The sequence below is a fragment of the Candidatus Pelagibacter sp. genome, from assembly GCF_052049675.1.
Lineage (GTDB): Bacteria > Pseudomonadota > Alphaproteobacteria > Pelagibacterales > Pelagibacteraceae > Pelagibacter.
On sequence record NZ_JBNGZM010000001.1, the window covers coordinates 700,543 to 719,549 of the forward strand.

Consider the following 19,007-nt stretch of genomic DNA (forward strand, 5'->3'; position numbering starts at 1 on the left):
ATAATATAATATAGTGTTTAAAGTTTATGAGTATAGATAACAATTTATATGAAAAATCAATCAAGATTTTAACTGACTTAATCGCATTTAAAACTATCTCAGGTCAAGATAACAGCAATTTGATTGATTATTGTGAAAAAATTTTAAATAACATTGGAATAGATACTTTCAAAGTTTATGATGATGATGAAAGAAGAGTAAATCTTTTTGGAACTCTAAAAGCAAAAAATCAAAGCACAAAAAAACCAATTATATTATCTGGTCATACTGATGTGGTTCCAATATCTAAAGGTTGGAGTACTGATCCATTCGTTGCAACTATTAAAAATGATAAATTATATGGAAGAGGCTCATGTGATATGAAAGGTTTTATTGCATGTACACTTGCTTATGCACCTATCTTCAAAGAAAGTAATTTAGATAGAGACTTGCATTTCTGTTACACATTTGATGAAGAAACTGCATGTATTGGAGCCCCTTTGTTAATAGAGGAATTGAAAAAAAGAGAAATCAAAAATGGAATTTGTATAATTGGTGAACCAACTAGAATGAAAATTATTGATGCTCACAAAGGGATGAATGAATACACAGTTCACTTTGGAGGACTTGCAGGACATAGTTCTAAACCACATTTAGGAGTAAATGCAGCTGAATATGCTACTAGATATGTTGGAAAACTTTTAGAAATTAGAGAAGAATTAAAAAAAAGAGTTCAAAAAGATAGTATTTTTGATCCTCCACATTCAACTTTATCAATTGGTGGAATTAAAGGTGGTATTGCTCATAATGTCATTGTAGATAAATGTAGTGTTGAATGGGAAACAAGACCAGTTGTTAAAGAAGATGGAGAATTTGTTACGAAAGAAATTGATAAATATGCAAATGAAGTACTTCTACCAGAAATGAAAAAAGTATTTTCAGACTCTTATATCAAAAAAGAAGTGATAGGTGAAGTTGTTGGTTTTGACAGATTAGATGAGTCTGAAGCATGTGAATTTGTATCAAACATAACTGGTGATAATTCTAGAGAAGTAGTTTCTTTTGGAACAGAAGCTGGTTTATTTCAAGAACTAGGAATCAGTACTGTTGTTTGTGGACCAGGATCGATAGAACAAGCTCACAAAATTGACGAGTTCATAGAATTAAATGAAATGAAAAAGTGCCTTAAGTTTTTAGAAGGTGTGAAAGATAAATCAGTAAATTAACTCCAACCACCTACGGCTTTTACTTCTAAAAACTCTTCTAAACCGTGTTCACCTGCTTCTCGACCTATTCCAGAATGTTTAAAACCACCGAAAGGTGCATCAACTGCAATACCAGCTCCATTAACATCAACCATTCCAGATCTTAATTTTCTTGCAACTCTTTGAACTTTTTGAGAATCTTGGGTTTGGATATAGTTTGTTAGTCCATAAGTAGTATCATTTGCAATTTTAATTGCATCTTCTTCTGTTTCAAAAGGAATAACAGATAAAACAGGTCCAAATATCTCTGTTCTTGCAACTTCCATATCATTATTTACATCTACAAAAACAGTTGGTTTAACAAAGTAACCTTTGTCTAATCCATCAGGTTTACCTGTTCCTCCAGCTACTAATTTTGCACCTTCATCTATTCCTTTTTGGATTAAAGTTTGTATTTTATTGTATTGAGTTTCTGAAATAACTGGACCTATATGTTCTCCTTCTTTTTTAGGATCACCCACCTCAAAACTTTTGGTATATTTTTTTAATCTCTCAATAGCTTCTTCATACATTGATTTTTCAACTAACATTCTTGTCGGTGCATTACAAGATTGTCCAGAATTTCTGAAACATCTAAAAGCACCTCTTTCAATAGCTTCTGAATCAGCATCTTTAAAAATTATATTTGCACCCTTGCCTCCTAATTCTAAGCTTACTCTTTTAAAATCTTTAGCAGCATTTTTTGAAATCAAAGCTCCTGCTCTTGTTGATCCAGTAAAAGATATCATATTAATATCTGGATGACTTGTGAGAGCATCGCCTGTTGTTGCTCCATCACCATTAACTAAATTGAACACACCTTTTGGAAATTTTACTTCATCAATAATTTCAGCGAGTATCATTGATGAGAGTGGTGCTAATTCTGATGGCTTTAAAACCATTGTGCAACCTGCGGCTATTGCTGGCATTACTTTTAAACAAACTTGGTTCATAGGCCAATTCCATGGTGTTATTAATGCACAAACACCTTTCGGTTCATAAATTAATCTTTGGTTAGGAGCATGATCTCCTAACGGTTTTTCAAATTCAAAATTTTTTAAATATCTAATAAATGATTTGATATGACTTGCTCCTGTACCTGCTTGTAATTTTGTTGCAAAATCTTTTGGAGCACCCATCTCAAGAGTTATAGCTTCTGCAATATCTGCCCATCTTTTCTTATAATTATCATAAAGTTTTTCTAATAATCCAATTCTTTCTTCTTTGGAAGAAAAGGCCCAAAATTCATAGGCATTTTTAGCTGCATTAACAGCAATATCAACATCAGCTTTGTTCCCTAAAGTAATTACTGCACAATTTTCTTCTGTAGCAGGATCAATTACTTTAATTTCCTCGGAACTATTTGGCTTAACCCACACTCCATTAATGTAAAAATTTTTTTTGTCTAACATGTTTTGACGTTATCCTTTCTTTATGTTTTTGCAAATAAATTAGTTAATTCATAAACAATAGTTGCTGCTGCTAAAGAAGTTACTTCTGCATGATCATATGCTGGAGATACCTCAACGACGTCTGCTGAAACTAAATTTAATCCAGACAAACCTCTTAAAACATTTACCATCTCTCTTGTAGTCATCCCTGCAATTTCTGGTGTACCAGTACCTGGAGCAAATGCAGGGTCTAAAACATCAATATCTATAGATAGATAAAGTGGATTGTCTCCCACTCTTTTTCTAATTCTTTCTGCTATTTTATCAGTTCCTTCTGTTTGAAACTCATCACAATGAATTATTTTAAATCCAAAACTTTCATCATTTTTAATATCATCTCTACTATAAAGTGGTCCTCGAATTCCAACATGCATAGATGCATCATCTAAAAATAATCCTTCTTCTCTAGCTCTTCTGAATGGAGTTCCGTGAGTATAAGGTGCACCAAAATATGTGTCCCAAGTATCTAAGTGGGCATCAAAATGAACTAAAGATACAGGACCCTTATTTTTTTTATTGATTGCTCTTAACAATGGTACAGCAATAGTATGGTCTCCACCTAAACTTATAATTCCTCCAACCTTATTTAATAAATCTGTTGCGCCTACTTCTATTTGTTTAATTGCTTCATCAATACTAAATGGGTTGCAAGCAATATCACCAGCATCAGCAACTTGCTGAATTTTAAAAGGTTCTACATCATAACTTGGATGATAATTCGTTCTTAAATGTCTTGAAGCTTGCCTAATGCTTTGAGGACCAAATCTCGCCCCCGGTCTATAACTTGTTCCTGCATCAAAAGGAATACCAACAATTGCAACATCACAGCTTTCAACATCTCTAAGCTCAGGAAGTCTTGCAAAAGTGCTTGGACCAGCAAATCTTGGAACTTTAGTTCCGCTAACTGGCTGAATTGGATTTTTATTTCTTTCTTTTTTCATTTTTTAATAATCTAAGATAATATTATCTCGTCTAATTCGTCTATAATAATTTAATGAAAATTTTGATTTTATTTGTTTTTATATTTCAAATTTCCTATGTAAACGCTGATGAAATTTATAATTTAATAAAAATTCCAAACTTGGAAATTTATAAATTAAAAAATGATAATGGCATTCGTTATTTGAGTGCTAAAGGTAATTTTAAAATTGGTGTAAATAAGAACATTACTTGTGAAGAAGCAAATAAAAATAATTTAAAAACAAAATTCCCTTTAATTGAAAAAAATCTTAATCGATATAATTCTAATTTCCTTAATAAGATAAAATTAAAATATGTCATATTTTGTGAAAATTTATTCATCTCTAAAATTAATACTGGGGGAATACCTGATAATAAAAATAGAACCTTAATTTTAGATATTAATTTTAATAAAAAATATTTTGAGAGAATGATACACCATGAAATTTTTCATATGGTTCAAAATACTCATATTAAATATTTTGATGAGGAAAAATTTTCTTCTTTTAATCAAACTTCATTTAATTATGCTGAATGTTCAACTTGCTCTAATAGATTGAATTTAGATCTATATGAAAAAACCGATGGCTTTTTAACAGAATATTCTAAATCTATCCCATCTGAAGATATGGCAGAAATTTTTTCATTTTTAATGACTGATAAAGAAACGATTGAAGATAAAATTAATACTGACAAAATTCTGAGTAATAAAGTGAATTTTATAAAATTAAACTTATCTAAAATAGATAAAAATATTTTATGATCAAAACTATTAAAGCTTCAAAATCAGAAAAAATTTTATTTATATTTTTGATTTGTCTCTCAATATTTGCTTTTACATCTTTTTTTTTATTAAAAAATAAATGTCTATTTGTTGAAAAAAATAATTTAAGTAATCTAAATTTTAATGAACCAAATAATATTGTAGTAATGAATCTTGAGTGTGGAAATGTAATAATTGAACTTTATCCAAATATTTCTCCTAGAACAGTAGAGAGATTTAAAATTTTAATAGAGAAAAAAATGTATGATGGTTCTGCTTTTTATAAAGTTTTAGAAAACACTTTTGTACAAGCTGGAGATATTGAGTATGGAAATATTAATAATTTAGATTACTCCAAAATTGGTAGCGGTAAGTCTGGATTAGGATTATTAAAATCTGAACTGAATAATGATTTTAAATTTATAGAGGGAAGTGTAGCTTTTGCTAGAACAACAGAATTTGATACAGAGGATAGTGAATTCTTTATTACATTGAAAGAAATTCCAATATATCAAGGGGAGTATACTCCAATAGGTAAGGTGGTTTACGGTTTAGATATTTTAACTAAAATTAAAACAGGGAATAAAGCAGTTTATGTTTTAAGGCCTGATTATATTAAAACATTTAGGTTGTTAAATTCTAATTGACTAAAGGTTTGCCAGTTAACAATGTGTGCTTAATTCTGTCTTGAGTTTGTTTTGTTTCAATTAATCTCATAAAAGAATCTAGCTCTAATTTAAATAAATCATCTTCTGATAACACTTTTTCAATAGATGTGTCTCCACCACTTAAAACATTTGCAAGCTCAGTTCCAACATACATGCCATGATCAAAGATTACTTTTTCGTTATATAATTTCTCTAAAACCTTGATCATTTTGTCTTTCAATGGTTTTCCAGAAAGTTTGAACTTACACACTTCTGGAGGAACAAAGTCAGTATTTTGATCAATTAACTTTTTTGCCTCCTCAAAAAGGCTGTTTCTGTTCATTATTTTTTTATCCTCTGATCTTAAATACTTTAATGGCTCAGCCTCAATTGGCGATGTAGCTGTTTTAGCGTAACCAATAATATCAAAAACTTTTAGTGGTGCATAATCTGGATCTAATTTTGCTTCCTCTGTTTGTGACCATCTCCATAACATTTCTTTGCATCCTCCTCCTGCTGGAACTAATCCAACAATAGTTTCAACTAATCCAACAACTAAATTTGTATGTGAGGCAACAAAATTACTTTGAACTAAAACTTCAAATCCTCCTCCAAGAGTAAGTCCAGATGGAGCAGATACAACTGGATATTTTGAATATTTTAAGGTTTTACAAGTATCTTGGAAATATTTTATAAATTTTTCTATCGATTTAAAATCACTTTTGTCTGCAAAATTCATAGTATAACTTAAATTCACGCCTGCCGAAAATTGCATACTTTCATTAATTACAATTAAAGGTTTATCAGTTGCATTTTTCAGCGCATCCATTGAATCATAATCTAATGCACAAGCTTTTGTTGTAAATTCAACAATATTAAAATCTTTAAATCTATGAATTTCAGCAGAATTATTTTTATCAAGTTTAATTGCTGAAGGTCTTACTTTTCCTAAAGTTTGAATATCTGTATAAAGTTGTCTTTCACCATAAAAATTTTCATCTTTTATTTTTGATAAATTTTCTAAAAATTTATTATTTTCAAAGTTGTCAATTCTTTTGAAAAAATTCTTAACACCTATAGAACTCAACATTTCAAAAGGACCCATTGCCCAATTAAAACCAAGTCTCATGGCCTCGTCAATATCATTAAATTTATCGGTAATTCCTGGAACTAGTGAAGAGGCATATTTAATTATTTTTGAAATCACAATCCAAGCGTACTCACCAAACTTATCTTTTCGATTAATTAAATTATTAATATCAACAGTCTCTATTCCTAAATCTATTTTTTTAGTTGCTGAATAATCTCCAGTTTCTAAATCAATTGCTTCTAAAATTTTTTGATCTCCACTTTTGTTCATTCTATAAAAGCCACCTTTTCCTTTACGTCCCGTATAGCCTGTCTCAATTAACTTTTTAACTAATGGAATTTCTTTTGCAACAATTTGAAATTCATCTTTATCAGAAAGTTCTTTGATAAAGCTTTTTAATACATCAGCCATCAAATCAATTCCTATAAGATCATATAAACCAAACACTCCTGTTTTTGGAATTCCCATTGGTCTGCCGAATACTGCATCGGCTTCCTCAATTGAAAGTTTCATTTTGAATGCTTCTGTCATCGCAACCTGCATAGCGTAAACACCAATTCTATTACCTAAAAAACCAGGAGTATCATTGCAGATTATAGCTCCCTTCCCAAGCTCAACTTCACAAAATTTCTTTAAAGAATTAATTTTATTTAAATCGTTATTTTCATTTTTAACAATTTCTAATAACCCCATATATCTAACTGGATTAAAAAAATGGGTTATACAAAAATCTTTTTTTTCTTCGTCTGTCAGTTTTTCTGATAAAACTTTAATTGGAATTGATGATGTATTTGATGAAACGATTGCATCTTTTTTTCTGCTCTTAAATATTTTTTCGTAAATATTGTGTTTAATATCAATTCTTTCTACTACTGCCTCTACAACCCAATCTGCATCCTTCACAACATCAAAATTTTCTTTAATATTTCCTACTTTAATATTATTGATTTTGCTTTTATCTATTAATAATGGTGGTCTCGATTTATGTATTCTTTCTCTAGCTTTTTCGCTGATTTCAGTAGTTAAATCTAAAAGAGTCACTGGAACACCAGCATTACATAAATGTGCTGCTATACCACTTCCCATTGTGCCAGATCCAATGACTACAACTTTTTTAATTTCCATAAAGAACTCTATATATGAATAATTTATTCTGGTAAATTATCTATTTATTCCTCTTAATCTTTCAGATCTTCTTCTTAATAACTCTGCACTAATTAATATCAAAGTAGATAAAAGAATTAAACAAGTTGCAACTGCAAGAATTGTTGGACTTAGTTGTTCTCTCAAACCAGTCCACATCTGTATTGGAATAGTTGTATTTTCTAATCCTGCTAAAAATAAAACGACTACAACTTCGTCAAAGGATGTTACGAATGCAAACAGCCCGCCAGATATAACTCCAGGTAATATTAAAGGAAGTGTTATCTTCATAAATGTATTAACTGGGTTACTGCCTAAACTTGCAGCGGCTCTAGTAACACTGTGATCAAAACCAGAAAGCGTAGCTGTTACTGTTATTACTACAAATGGTGTTCCAAGTATTATATGAGCTAATACTATTCCTGTATGCGTTGCTGCTAAACCAGCTTTTGCCATAAAAAAGAAAATTGCAACTCCTGAAATAATTAAAGGAACAATCATAGGTGATATTAAAGTTGCCATTATTAGTCCTTTATAAGGCATGTGTCTGCTACTTAATCCTAAAGCAGCAAGTGTTCCTAAAATAATTGATCCAATAGTTGCAAATATTGCTATAATAAAACTATTTTTTGCAGCTAAACCCCAGGGATTTTTTGTTCCATAAATCATATCTTTATACCATCTTAGAGAAAATGCATCTGGATCAAAATTTTTCATTCCTTCAGAAAAAACTAAAAATTCTTCCGCATTAAACGACAAAGGAAAAATTACAAATAGAGGTGCAATCAAAAAGAAAAAAACAAAGGTGCAAATTGTAAGATAAATATAATGCCAAATTCTATATCTAGTTTCTGTATAACTTGGTAATGCCATAATTATCCTAATTTAATGTTATCAACTCCAACCAATTTATTATAAATCCAATAAATAACTAAAACACCTGTCAAAAGCATTAATCCCATTGCTGATGCAAAACTCCAATCAAGAGTTGTCTTCATATGAAATGCAATTTGATTACTTATTAAAGTTCCTGATGCTCCACCAACTAAAGCTGGGGTTATGTAGTATCCTATCGCTAAAATAAAAACTAGTAAACATCCAGCTCCTATTCCTGGAATTGTTAGAGGAAAGTAAACTTTCCAAAAAGCAACGAAAGGTGTTCCACCAAGGGATTTTCCTGCTCTCATTAAACTTGGTGATATTGTTTTCATGACACTGTATAAAGGTAGAACCATAAAAGGTAATAATATTTGTGTCATTGCAACGTAAGTTCCAACTTTATTGTACATCATCTCTGGCCGGTTATCGTCTCCAACTAAACCAATCATTACAAAAAAATCATTTACTACTCCTTGCTGCTGCAACAAAATCATCCAACTTGCAGTTCTGACCAGCAAAGATGTCCAGAATGGGAGCAATACACAAATCATCAATAAATTGCTGTACTTCATGGGAAGTGTTGCCAGTAAATGAGCTATTGGATAGCCCATAAAAAAGCTAAAAAGAGTAACAAAAAATGCTATTTCTAATGTTCTAAGCCATAAAATTCTGTGAATTCTTCTGTCTTCTTCTACTTGAGCTATACTACCATCTGAAGCAACATACATATCCATACCCTTCAAATACTTTCCCATCGTATAAGGAGGGGCAGTTCTTTTAATTGCTAACCAAAACTCCACATTTCTCCATCTCTTATGAATTTTGTTAATTTGTTCTTTTATACTAATACTTTCATCAATTTTATTTCTTTTTATTTGTCTAAAAAGTCTTTTAGTAATTGTATTAAAACCATTTTTTTCTTTATTTAACCTTTGTCCTAATTTTCCATGCTCTTGCTTCTCAACAAGTACTTTATAGTCTTCATAAAATCCTCTATATACTTCTTCGGGTGGTAATTCCTCAAGGTTTAACCATTTTTCCATTGCTTTGAAAGTTTTTGGAAGCATATTAGTCACCATTCTGTCATCAACACTCCTCATAAACATATCGCCAATTGGAAATATATAAGTGATAACAAGAAATAATAGTAATGGAGCTACAAGAAGAAATGCTTTTATTTTATTCTTCTTTTCTGCTTTTTTTAAACTAACCTCTAAAGGTATTCCGTCAGTTGTTAATATTTGTTTTGTTTCAGAGCTCATAAAAAAAATAGGGCGGTTAAAAATAACCGCCCTAAATATATTATATAAATTCAGTGTTTAAAACTGAAATTATAGTCCTGCTTTCATTGCTTCCCACTTCTCACTGATTTCAGTATTGTTATCAGCCCAGAAGAAAGGGTCTACTAAGAAATAATTCTTAGTGTTTGCAGGAGCTGTTGGCATTTGTGGCATCATTTCAGTTTTGCCATCTTTGTACCAAGGCTCACCAGCAGTAATTATATCAAGAGATGATTTTCTGTATGGTGCATAAGCAATATACTTAGCACTTCCAGCTAACATTTCTGTGTTAGTCATCATTGCAAGAGCTTTTTTAGCATCAGCTTCGTTTGGTCCACCTTTAACTAGTGCAAAGTATTCATAATCAAGACCTTGACCATCCCATACTTGTACAAGTGGTGCACCTTCACCAACTATTGCATTAAAGAATCTTCCATTCCATCCAGTTGCCATAACAACTTCACCACTCATTAAAAGTTCTGGTGGTTGAGCACCTGCTGACCAGAATACACATCCACCATTTGGATCTGTACATAATGCTTTGATTTTATTCATCGCTCTGTCGATTCCACCATCTTCTAGAAGTTTTCTGTAAACTCTAGTTCCGCCATCACCTAGCTTAACACCATCCGCAGCTAAAGCGATTTCTAAGTTAGTTAAAGCGCTGTTATAGATAGCTCTTTTTCCAGGGAACTTTTTAGTATTAAAGAAATCTTTAATAGTTTTTGGAGTGCCTTTAATATTATTTTTATTATAAGCATAGTTCCAAGAATATAAAATGTTACCTACAGCACATTCACTCGGCATTGGTGCGAAGAAATCTTCACTTGCCTTAGTTCCATCTGGTGCTGCTGGGAAATCTTTGTCAAAATCAAATTTAACAAATATACCTTCGTCACATCCGTTAATAGTGTCGAATGCAAATACATCTATAATATCCCAAGTTATAGCACCTGCTTCTTTTTGTGCTTTGATCTCTGATAAACCACCAGAATAGTCAACCCAATTGATTTCTATTCCAAGTTTTTTAGCAGTAGGATCACCATACCCAAGCTTTTGAGACTCTGTATAAGCTCCACCCCATGATGCTACAGTAACAGCAAAGGCTGAAGATGTAAGAGACACAACAAAAGAAAGAGCAAGTAATAATTTACTTATTTTTCTCATTATTCCTCCGTTTAAACGTTAATATAAATTAATTTATATAAGTAAAATTACAACAAATAGGGATGATTAAGTCAACAGCTGATTTTGTCGTTAGATACATGTATAAAATATATATATTTTAATTGAGATTATTTTGGGTCTAGTGCTCTAGCATCAATACTATTCCATCCAATATTTATATCTTGACTAACTTTTAATTCTAAATTGGATGTACTGTTAGGGACCTTAAGAATAAATTCAGAGCTACCTAAAAGATTCAATCGAACCCTTGTATGATCTCCGTGATAAATTACTTCTTCAATCTTACCAGTAAACATATTATCCATTTTCTCACTTGGATTTATCAATGCTCTTTCAGGTCTCAATGAAACAGTAGTTTTTTCACCTTTAGACTTTACTGATATAGGATTAGCTAATATTTCCGAATTAGCTAATTTAACTTTACATTTATCTTTATCAATATCTATTATTTCTCCATTAAAAGTATTATTTTCACCAATAAATTCTGCAACAAAAGAATTTACAGGTTTTTCATAAAGCTCAGCCGGATTTGAAAGTTGTTGAACTTTTCCATCATTAAATACAGCAATTCGGTTTGACATAGTTAGCGCTTCACTTTGATCATGAGTTACGTACACTACTGTAACACCTATGCTTTCATGAATGTGTTTAATTTCATATTGCATACTTTCTCTTAGATTTTTATCTAACGCTCCTAGAGGTTCATCCATTAAAACAACTGCTGGATCAAATACTAAGGCTCTCGCAACAGCTACCCTTTGTTGTTGCCCACCTGATAGCTGAGCTGGCATTCTGGTTTCAAAACCATTAAGTGAAACCATCGATAAAGCTTTATCAACTTTTTTATCTATTTCATCTTTTTCAACTTTTCTTACTCTCAATGGAAAAGCCAAGTTTTCATAAACTGTCATATGTGGAAATAATGCATAATTTTGAAAAACCATACCAATGCCTCTCTTATGCGGAGGAATGTTAGAAATTATATTTCCATCTAATAGTATTTCACCGTGAGTTGGTGTTTCAAAGCCAGCTAACATCATCAAACAAGTTGTTTTGCCTGAACCAGAGGGACCAAGCATTGTTATGAACTCACCTTCTGCAATATCTAATTGAAGATCTTTAACGACAAGAACTTTACCGTCGTAACTTTTATCTACTTTGTCGAATTTTACAAACTCTGGATTTTTAGACATAAAAATGAATATAAAACATTTGTGTTAATAGATTTCAATAGCTAATTAACTCTTAATATGAAGCTCTTTTGGAAAATTACAGAACAATTCTGATCCATTCTCTGTAACTCTTATTGCCTCTGATGCTTCAACACCCCAATCACCAAACTGCATCACCGCTATCATATGAAAACAAACATTAGGCTCAAGTACTGTCATATCTCCCTTATAAATATTAAGAGTGTGTTCGCCCCAATCAGGAGGATAACCAATTCCTATCGAATAACCTGTTCTAGATTTTTTTTCTATTCCATATTTATCTAATATTTTCCAAAAAGCTTGGGCAACATCATCTGCTGTATTCCCAGGTTTAATTTGACTTATGCCTGCATTTAAAGCCTCTATTGTTTTATTCATCGTATCAATCTTTAATTGATTAGGCTTTCCTAACAAAACTGTTCTCGCCATCGGAGCATGATATCTCTTATAAACCCCAGATAACTCAATAATTGTAGCCTCACCTTCCACAAATTTATCTTGTGTTGCTGTTAAATGTGAGGCTGAAGTACCTTTCCCTGTTGGAAGTAAAGTTGCAATACTGGAATATTCACCTCCATATTCCTCTGTTCCATAAAATAAAGTTTTTTGAATTTCACCAACTGCATCACACTGTCTGACACCTGGTTTAATAACTTCCATGGCAGTTTTCATTCCTTTTTCAGAAATTTTTGCAGCAGATTTCATGAAATCTATTTCAGCACCTGATTTTACTAACCTTGCCCAATTAACTAGACGATCACTATCTTTAATTTTTGCGTTAGGTAATCCCTGCTTTATTTTTTCATAACAAAATGCAGTGAAGTAATGTGCATCCATTTCTAAGCCAATACATAAATTATCCCATTTCATTTCTTTTATAATTTCTACTAAATTGTCATACGGATGTTTTGGCCATGTATGAATATAATTTTCGTCATAAACTATAATATTCTCATCCTTTAAATAAGTTGTAATGTATGCACCACCTGCATCTTGAGCCCTAACAAAACATAAAGGCTCGTCTGCATCTATATGAACAATTGCACATTGTGCATAATAAAAAGACCAAGCATCATAACCTGTTAGGTAATTCATATTATTAGTGTCATGTGAGATTAAAAGTTCGATGCCTTTTTCTTGCATCATTTTTTTAACTTTATTTAATCTTTGCTTATATTCTTCTTTTGTGAAAAGCATTAATTTTCTTTAAATAATTTACCAAATCCATCGACAGAATTATTTTTATTTATTTTAACAAGCGTATCCCAAATCAAAGCCTGATTACTAGATAAAACTGTAGTATTCAATTTTTTCTCTAACCTATCAATTATTGGCAATACTGGTAAAGCTGTACAAGAAACAAAGAGTGCCTCTGCCCCATTTAAATCTATTTCAGATAGAACATTATATAAATAATTCTGATCAACTTTTCCGATATCATAATCAGCCTCAATATCAAAATAAGAATTTGAAGTAACTTCAAATCCTTCGGTTTTAAAATATTCCAAAACTTCATCGTTAAGTTTTTTGCTATAAGGTGTAAATAGACATATTTTATTTACATTTAATTTCTTTAAAGCTTTGATTGCAGCAGTACTTGGAGTTGTCACTTCTGCCATAGGTTTTGCAGCTTTTACTTTTTTTTCAATAGACTCGTAGCCTGCAGCTATTGTTCCAGATGTACAGCCATAAACAACACAATCGATATCCTGATCAGGCAATATATCTTTTGTTACCTCAGTTACTTTGTTTGACATTTTGATCAAATTTTCTTTTGTTAGTGGGTTATAGCATTCGATACGATTTACAAAGAAATCGACTTCTCTATCTTTAATTACATTGATAAAATCTCTTTCAATCATAAAATCGCTTGCAAGCGCAATAAGTCCAATTCTTGGATTTGATTTGGTAATATATTTGGGATCTATTTTTGTTGAATTCATATTTTAAAAGGTGAATATATCAGAAGTTATTTAATAATCATTAATATAAAAAGTAGGTATGAATATAAAAGATACTTTCGTAGCATCCTTGGTACCTATTTTTTTAGGCTTTGGTTTTGTAATAGCTAAACCAGCATTTGAATCTTTTCCTCCTGTTCTTTTAATGGGTATCAGATTTACATTTGCTGCTTCATTATTAATTTGGTGGTTTCCAATTCCAAAAGGATATCTAAAAAGAATTTTTGCTGCATCATTAGTCGCTAATACGTTGCAATATAGTATTACATATACTGGTTTAGATTTAATTGATGCATCTGCAGCAGTTCTTTTGGTTCAAACGGAAGTTCCGTTTGGAGTTATTTTTGCTTACTTCATGCTTAAAGAAAAACCAACTATCAGAGCTTTGATTGGTATAACCATCGCTTTTGTTGGTGTTTATATTTTAACCGGATCTCCTAACCTAGATGGAAAATTTATTGGGATTGGTCTTACAATATTAGGATCTGCTGTGTGGGCTCTTGGACAAGTTATGGTTAAACCATTAAGTAAAGAAATAAATCCTTTAGCATTAGTTGCTTGGTTAGCATTATTCTCTGGACCAATATTAGTAATGCTATCTTCAATAATTGATGGAAATACAATTAATTATTTTACAAATGCAAAATTCGATCATTGGATTATTGCTATTTATATTGGTTTCATCATGCAACCAATTACATACGGTTGTTTTTATTATGTTTTAAAAAATAACCCACTTTATAAAGTACTACCTATTGTAACCATGGGTATACCCCCAACAGGTTTATTAGCCGCTATATTTCTTTTAGGTGAAAAACCAACTCCAGAATTATTTATAGGTGGTGCAATAATCATAGTTGGTGTGATTTTAATTGTATTTACAAAAAACAAAAAAGAAGAGGAAATAAAATGAAAATTGGATTTATCGGTTTGGGTAATGTTGGAGGAAAACTTGCGGGAAGTTTATTAAGAAATAACTTTGATCTTACAGTAAGAGATTTAGATGAAAGTTTAACAAATTCATTGAAAGACTTAGGTGCTAAAGTTGCAAAGTCCCCAAAAGAATTAGCTGAACAATCCGATTTAATCATTACCTCTCTTCCTTCTCCTAAGGTTTCTGCAGAAGTTATGGAAAGTGAAGATGGAATTCTAAATGGTTTATCAGAAAATAAAATTTGGCTAGAAATGAGTACCACAGATGAAAATGAAGTTAAAAGACTTGGGAAAAAAGTTATAGAAAAAAAAGCTATCCCTTTGGATGGGCCTGTGAGTGGTGGATGTCATAGAGCAACAACAGGTAATATTGCTATATTCGTTGGTGGAGAAAGAAAAACATTTGAAAAAATTTTACCTGCATTAACTGTTATGGGAAGAAAAATATTGCACACTGGTGAGCTTGGTACAGCAAGTGTATTAAAAGTAATTACAAATTACCTAGCATCTGTTCATTTAGTTGCATTAGGTGAGGCTTGGACTGTAGCAAAGAAATCTAATTTGGATCTATTAAAAACTTATAAAGGGATTGCTATTTCATCCGGTAATTCATTTGTGCATGAAACTGAAAGTCAGGTTATATTAAATGGATCTTACAATATAAATTTTACAATGGATTTAGTATTAAAAGATACAAGCCTATTTGATAATCTTGCAAAAAAAATGAAGGTTCCTTTAGAAATTTCTCCACAAATAGTTGAAATTTTTAAAGATGGTCAAAAAAAATATGGTTCCAGAGCTTGGTCATCAATGATTGTGAAAAGGATGGAGGATTTAAATAATATTAATTTTAGAGCAAATGGTTTTCCTGATGAGTTAGTTGACAATGAACCTGAGGAAAAAGGATATGAAATTTAATTAATGTGTTAAGGTAAAAAATGTTAGATAAAAGAAAATTTTACATAAATGGTCAGTGGGTTGATCCAATTAAAAAAAATGATTTTGAAGTCATTAATCCATGTAATGAGGACACTTTTGCTATTGTTTCTTTAGGTTCAAAAGAAGACACAGATTTAGCTGTTAAATCAGCAAAAAATGCCTTTGAAACTTGGAAAGAAACAAGCAAGGAAGAAAGGCTCAGTTTACTAGAAAAATTGTCATCAGTTTATAAAAAAAGATTTAATGAAATGGCTGAGGCTATTTCTCTAGAAATGGGTGCGCCAATGGATTGGGCGACAGATGTTCAAGCATCTTCAGGAAAAGATCATTTAGATGATTTTATTTTAAGATTAAAAAATTTTAAGTTTGATGAACACTTTGATAATAAATCAAATAATCATATCTATTATGAGCCAATTGGAGTTTGTGGATTAATCACACCATGGAATTGGCCAATTAATCAAATTGCTTTGAAGGTTGTTCCAGCATTCGCAACTGGATGTACAATGATTTTAAAACCATCAGAGATAGCTCCTATTTCTGGAATGTTATTTGCAGAAATGATTGATGAAGTAGGTTTTCCAAAAGGAGTATTTAATTTGGTAAATGGCAATGGTGAAGGAGTAGGAACTGACATTTCAAGCCACCCTGATATTGATATGGTTTCTTTCACAGGTTCAACACGAGCTGGAAGATTAATTTCAAAAAACGCTGCAGAAACAATTAAAAGAGTTTGTCTTGAATTAGGTGGTAAAGGTGGAAACATTGTTTTTGCTGACAGTTATAAAGATGCAGTAAGAGATGGCATTCGAAATGTAATGAGCAATTCCGGTCAATCTTGTGACGCACCAACAAGAATGCTTGTTGAGAAATCAATTTATGAAAGAGCTGTTAAAGAAGCAGTAGATGAAGCAAACAAAATTAAAGTAGATCAAGCTTCAAAAAAAGGAAATCATATAGGACCAGTAATTTCTAAAATTCAATATGATAAAATTATAAATCTTATTGAAAGTGGAATTTCTGAAGGCGCAACTCTTGCAGCAGGTGGACCTGAACTACCAAACGGGTTGAACAAAGGATACTTTATCAAACCAACTATATTTACAGATGTAACTAATGACATGAGAATTGCTAAAGAAGAAATTTTTGGACCTGTATTATCTATAATTCCCTTTGAAACTGAAGATGAGGCGGTCAATATTGTAAACGATACTTCTTATGGTCTTGGAAATTATTTGCAAACTGAAGATAGAGAAAAAGCACATCGTATTGCTAAAAAATTAAGATCAGGCTGTGTTTACATTAATGGAAATGGAGCTGATGCTGGAACTCCATTTGGTGGTTACAGACAATCAGGTAATGGGAGAGAAGGAGGTGTTTGGGGCCTTGAGGAATATCTTGAAGTAAAGAATGTTACTGGTTGGAGTTAACCGAATTTTTTAAATATCTTAGTCTTCCAATAATTTCATCTCGATCCATGTAATAACCTTGTAAATGTCTATGTCCTGAGTTTGGATCATATTCAGTTCTACCGTGTAATAATCGTCTATTGTTAAAAGAAAAAATATCACCTGGTCCTAATCTAAATTTAATCTGGAATTGATCGTCATGAAGCAAATTTCCAAATCGATGATGAGCTTTGTAAACTTTATCCATCAAATCAGGATGACAGTCTAAAGCATCCATAGTTGCTACACTGAACCGAATATCATTGTAATCGTTATCTTTTGTAAGAGATATCGCGGGTGCGTAATAACTTCTTACAGACTCTTGTGTATAATCCATATCTCTAAATTTTAAATGAACGTTTACTAATGTATCAAATATTTCTTTCTCATTTTTTCTCAAATAATCCGCAACTGCAAAGCCATCTACGGCGGATGAGTCTCCTCCAGTTGCAGAATTTATTAAACAATGAAGAAATTGATATCCAGGTGGTGTTTCAAACCATGGTAAATCCATATGATTTCTTAAAGCATGCGCTGTGTAAGCAGAATTATTTGGTTTAGGAATATTAATTACTTCAAATGGTGTTTTAAAAAAAGTTTCTCTGGTATGGCTAATTCTGTTTAAAATTTTAAAGCCAGAATTATTTTCAGTTGGAGCGTTTTTTACTATAGCAATTCCAGTATGATGTAAAAGCTCTAACCATCTGATAAGTCCTTCATCCGAACTCATAATTTCATCATGATCAATCTCGATTGACTTTAGGTCATTTTGTAAAGAATTGTCCCAAAGTTGATATGGTGATTTATATTCTAAATTATTTTTTATTGTATAGCAGTTTTCTCTTAACCAATTTTGATCATAATAACTTACGTGGTCTCCTTCACTCCATTCAATTTCAAGCTTACCTTCGTTGTTTACTGCAAATTTTTTTGGATTAATATTGTTTGATACTTTTAAAATATTAAACATTCTATGACGTGAGTCTTTATCGTGTGCAGTTGGACAATTGTCTCTTAGCCATAAATAATTAAATTTACTTTTTTTTCCATCGCTCCAGTCAACTTCTAAATTTGTAGAATTTTTAGTTATATTTTTGATTGTAAAATTTTGTTCCATTAATTTTTATAATTTGAATGTTCTCTCTCTAGTTTTCTTAATAAAGCAGCCCACTCTGTTTTTCCATCATAATTATAATCATCAGAGTCACTCATGTTTTCCCAGAAATATGCAGCTTTTTGTTTATCTATTTCATGTTTATTTAAACCCATAGCAAGATTTTTTACCTGAACTGAACATGCTTGCTCCAGATAATAAGCTCTAAAAAATGCTTCTGCTGCAGTTTTTCCTACTGTGTAATATCCATGATTTCTAGTAATCAAAATGTCGTGTTTGCTAATTAGGTTTTCAAATTTGCTTCCAAATTCTTTGTCCTCAACAAATTCATAATCAATATATCCAACAAGATGATTTAAATAAACTGCAGCCTGTGAGAGATACATTAAACCCTCTTTAGTGCCACCAACTGCCATCACATCGTTGGCATGTCCGTGAACATAAAAGTTTACATCATTTCTTTTATTAAAAATCCATTGAGCAAGATTAATACATCCATCGTTTAACCAAGGTCCGTCTGAATCTAATTTTTTTCCGTTTTGATCAATTTTAACTAAGGATGAAGCAGTAATTTCCTCATAAAACATTCCATATGGATGAACGAAAGAACAATTCTTATCTTCAGCAGATCTTGCCCCTGCACATTGATTTGCAAGATCTGTCATACCGTACATATATAAAATTCTATAGAGAGCAGACAACTCTAGTCGCACATCTTTATCTGTTTGCGCCATATACAAAATTCTTATTTAAAAAATAATTAAAAGCAAATAAATA

17 protein-coding genes are annotated in these 19,007 nt (G+C 31.4%); 6 read left to right on the forward strand and 11 right to left on the reverse strand.

The genetic code is table 11. From position 1 onward, the window contains the following. The first annotated feature begins 26 nt into the window (after positions 1-26). Positions 27-1,205, forward strand: a complete 1,179-nt coding sequence (gene argE / locus ACTT9L_RS03880) for an acetylornithine deacetylase (protein WP_440928023.1) — start codon at positions 27-29, stop codon at positions 1,203-1,205. Here argE and ACTT9L_RS03885 read toward each other — a convergent pair. Together ACTT9L_RS03885 and speB are read right to left on the reverse strand one after the other, a co-directional pair. Next, on the reverse strand, positions 1,202-2,635 hold the full coding sequence (locus ACTT9L_RS03885) for an aldehyde dehydrogenase family protein (RefSeq protein WP_440928024.1): 1,434 nt from the start codon (positions 2,633-2,635) through the stop codon (positions 1,202-1,204). The genes argE and ACTT9L_RS03885 overlap by 4 nt on opposite strands. 20 nt (positions 2,636-2,655) lie before the next feature. Continuing rightward, entirely contained in the window at positions 2,656-3,615 is a 960-nt protein-coding gene (speB, locus tag ACTT9L_RS03890) for an agmatinase (protein ID WP_440928025.1), read from the reverse strand. 53 nt (positions 3,616-3,668) lie between these two features. Between speB and ACTT9L_RS03895 the strand changes: the two genes are divergently transcribed. Both ACTT9L_RS03895 and ACTT9L_RS03900 read left to right on the forward strand, forming a co-directional pair. Continuing rightward, the gene (locus ACTT9L_RS03895; RefSeq protein WP_440928026.1) at positions 3,669-4,397 is read left to right on the forward strand and encodes a putative zinc-binding metallopeptidase; all 729 of its coding nucleotides are present in this window, start codon (positions 3,669-3,671) and stop codon (positions 4,395-4,397) included. After that, positions 4,394-5,044 carry a peptidylprolyl isomerase gene (locus ACTT9L_RS03900; RefSeq protein ID WP_440928027.1) on the forward strand — a complete coding sequence of 217 codons (651 nt, stop codon included), beginning with the start codon at positions 4,394-4,396 and terminating at the stop codon, positions 5,042-5,044. The genes ACTT9L_RS03895 and ACTT9L_RS03900 overlap by 4 nt, the downstream gene beginning before the upstream one ends. On the opposite strand, the gene ACTT9L_RS03905 is transcribed toward ACTT9L_RS03900, so the two are convergent. From ACTT9L_RS03905 to ACTT9L_RS03935, 7 genes are all read right to left on the reverse strand, one after another. Continuing rightward, positions 5,037-7,259, reverse strand: a complete 2,223-nt coding sequence (locus tag ACTT9L_RS03905) for a 3-hydroxyacyl-CoA dehydrogenase NAD-binding domain-containing protein (protein WP_440928028.1) — start codon at positions 7,257-7,259, stop codon at positions 5,037-5,039. The two genes, ACTT9L_RS03900 and ACTT9L_RS03905, sit on opposite strands and share 8 nt — an antisense overlap. Before the next feature lie 36 nt (positions 7,260-7,295). Continuing rightward, on the reverse strand, positions 7,296-8,150 hold the full coding sequence (locus tag ACTT9L_RS03910; RefSeq protein WP_440928029.1) for an ABC transporter permease: 855 nt from the start codon (positions 8,148-8,150) through the stop codon (positions 7,296-7,298). Between the two features lie 2 nt (positions 8,151-8,152). Continuing rightward, positions 8,153-9,418, reverse strand: coding sequence for an ABC transporter permease (locus ACTT9L_RS03915; RefSeq protein ID WP_440928030.1), 1,266 nt, complete (start codon positions 9,416-9,418; stop codon positions 8,153-8,155). 69 nt (positions 9,419-9,487) lie between these two features. After that, positions 9,488-10,603, reverse strand: a complete 1,116-nt coding sequence (locus ACTT9L_RS03920; protein WP_440928031.1) for an extracellular solute-binding protein — start codon at positions 10,601-10,603, stop codon at positions 9,488-9,490. Between the two features lie 128 nt (positions 10,604-10,731). Then, positions 10,732-11,817 (reverse strand): ABC transporter ATP-binding protein, encoded by a 1,086-nt coding sequence (locus ACTT9L_RS03925; protein WP_440928032.1) that lies wholly within the window; start codon positions 11,815-11,817, stop codon positions 10,732-10,734. Positions 11,818-11,862: 45 nt separating this feature from the next. Then, complete coding sequence (locus ACTT9L_RS03930) at positions 11,863-13,032, reverse strand: M24 family metallopeptidase (protein WP_440928033.1); 1,170 nt, start codon at positions 13,030-13,032, stop codon at positions 11,863-11,865. Continuing rightward, positions 13,032-13,778: a maleate cis-trans isomerase family protein gene (locus ACTT9L_RS03935; protein ID WP_440928034.1), complete on the reverse strand. Its 747-nt coding sequence runs from the start codon at positions 13,776-13,778 to the stop codon at positions 13,032-13,034. The genes ACTT9L_RS03930 and ACTT9L_RS03935 overlap by 1 nt, the downstream gene beginning before the upstream one ends. A gap of 58 nt (positions 13,779-13,836) precedes the next feature. On the opposite strand from ACTT9L_RS03935, the gene ACTT9L_RS03940 reads away from it, so the two are divergent. From ACTT9L_RS03940 to ACTT9L_RS03950, 3 genes are read left to right on the forward strand one after another with little or no spacing between them, the layout of a single operon-like run. Beyond that, positions 13,837-14,709, forward strand: coding sequence for a DMT family transporter (locus ACTT9L_RS03940; RefSeq protein ID WP_440928035.1), 873 nt, complete (start codon positions 13,837-13,839; stop codon positions 14,707-14,709). Further along, the gene (locus ACTT9L_RS03945; protein WP_440928657.1) at positions 14,673-15,647 is read left to right on the forward strand and encodes an NAD(P)-dependent oxidoreductase; all 975 of its coding nucleotides are present in this window, start codon (positions 14,673-14,675) and stop codon (positions 15,645-15,647) included. The genes ACTT9L_RS03940 and ACTT9L_RS03945 overlap by 37 nt, the downstream gene beginning before the upstream one ends. A gap of 20 nt (positions 15,648-15,667) precedes the next feature. Beyond that, the gene (locus ACTT9L_RS03950) at positions 15,668-17,098 is read left to right on the forward strand and encodes an aldehyde dehydrogenase family protein (protein WP_440928036.1); all 1,431 of its coding nucleotides are present in this window, start codon (positions 15,668-15,670) and stop codon (positions 17,096-17,098) included. Here ACTT9L_RS03950 and ACTT9L_RS03955 read toward each other — a convergent pair. Both ACTT9L_RS03955 and ACTT9L_RS03960 read right to left on the reverse strand, forming a co-directional pair. Beyond that, a complete protein-coding gene (locus ACTT9L_RS03955) occupies positions 17,082-18,233 on the reverse strand; it encodes a TauD/TfdA family dioxygenase (protein WP_440928037.1) in 1,152 nt (383 codons plus the stop codon). The genes ACTT9L_RS03950 and ACTT9L_RS03955 overlap by 17 nt on opposite strands. Beyond that, positions 18,233-18,964 carry a class II aldolase/adducin family protein gene (locus ACTT9L_RS03960; RefSeq protein ID WP_440928038.1) on the reverse strand — a complete coding sequence of 244 codons (732 nt, stop codon included), beginning with the start codon at positions 18,962-18,964 and terminating at the stop codon, positions 18,233-18,235. Before ACTT9L_RS03960 ends, ACTT9L_RS03955 begins: the two co-directional genes overlap by 1 nt. Positions 18,965-19,007 lie beyond the last annotated feature (43 nt).